Origin of the sequence: Priestia sp. SIMBA_032, assembly GCF_046535215.1 — a bacterium.
GTDB classification, from domain to species: Bacteria; Bacillota; Bacilli; order Bacillales; family Bacillaceae_H; genus Priestia; species Priestia aryabhattai.
In genome coordinates, this window is the sequence record NZ_JAWRXD010001275.1 from 1 (window position 1) to 248 (window position 248).

1 protein-coding gene is annotated in these 248 nt (G+C 50.4%); it reads left to right on the forward strand.

Annotation, left to right across the window (positions count from 1 at the left end; all coding sequences use genetic code 11):
- On the forward strand, positions 1 to 248 hold a 248-nt coding region (locus SB717_RS38430; protein ID WP_410908462.1), incomplete at both ends, for a DUF2283 domain-containing protein.

Below are 248 nucleotides of genomic sequence, written 5' to 3' on the forward strand. Positions count from 1 at the left end.
TGAAGCGGCGGATGCCGCCTACATCGAGTTGAGCAAAAATAAGGTTGTGCGCACCGTAGAAGTAAACGATTCGGTTTTACTGGATCTTGATGAATACAACATCGCTGTAGGCGTGGAGGTGTTGGAACTCTCGGCTGAGATCCCGTTCGTACGCCTCAACAAGGAATACCATGTGCATTCTGAGGTAGTGGATCTGCTCCGGATGATTTACCCGGACGTGGCAGGCTTTGCTTTCAAGTTCACCCAAG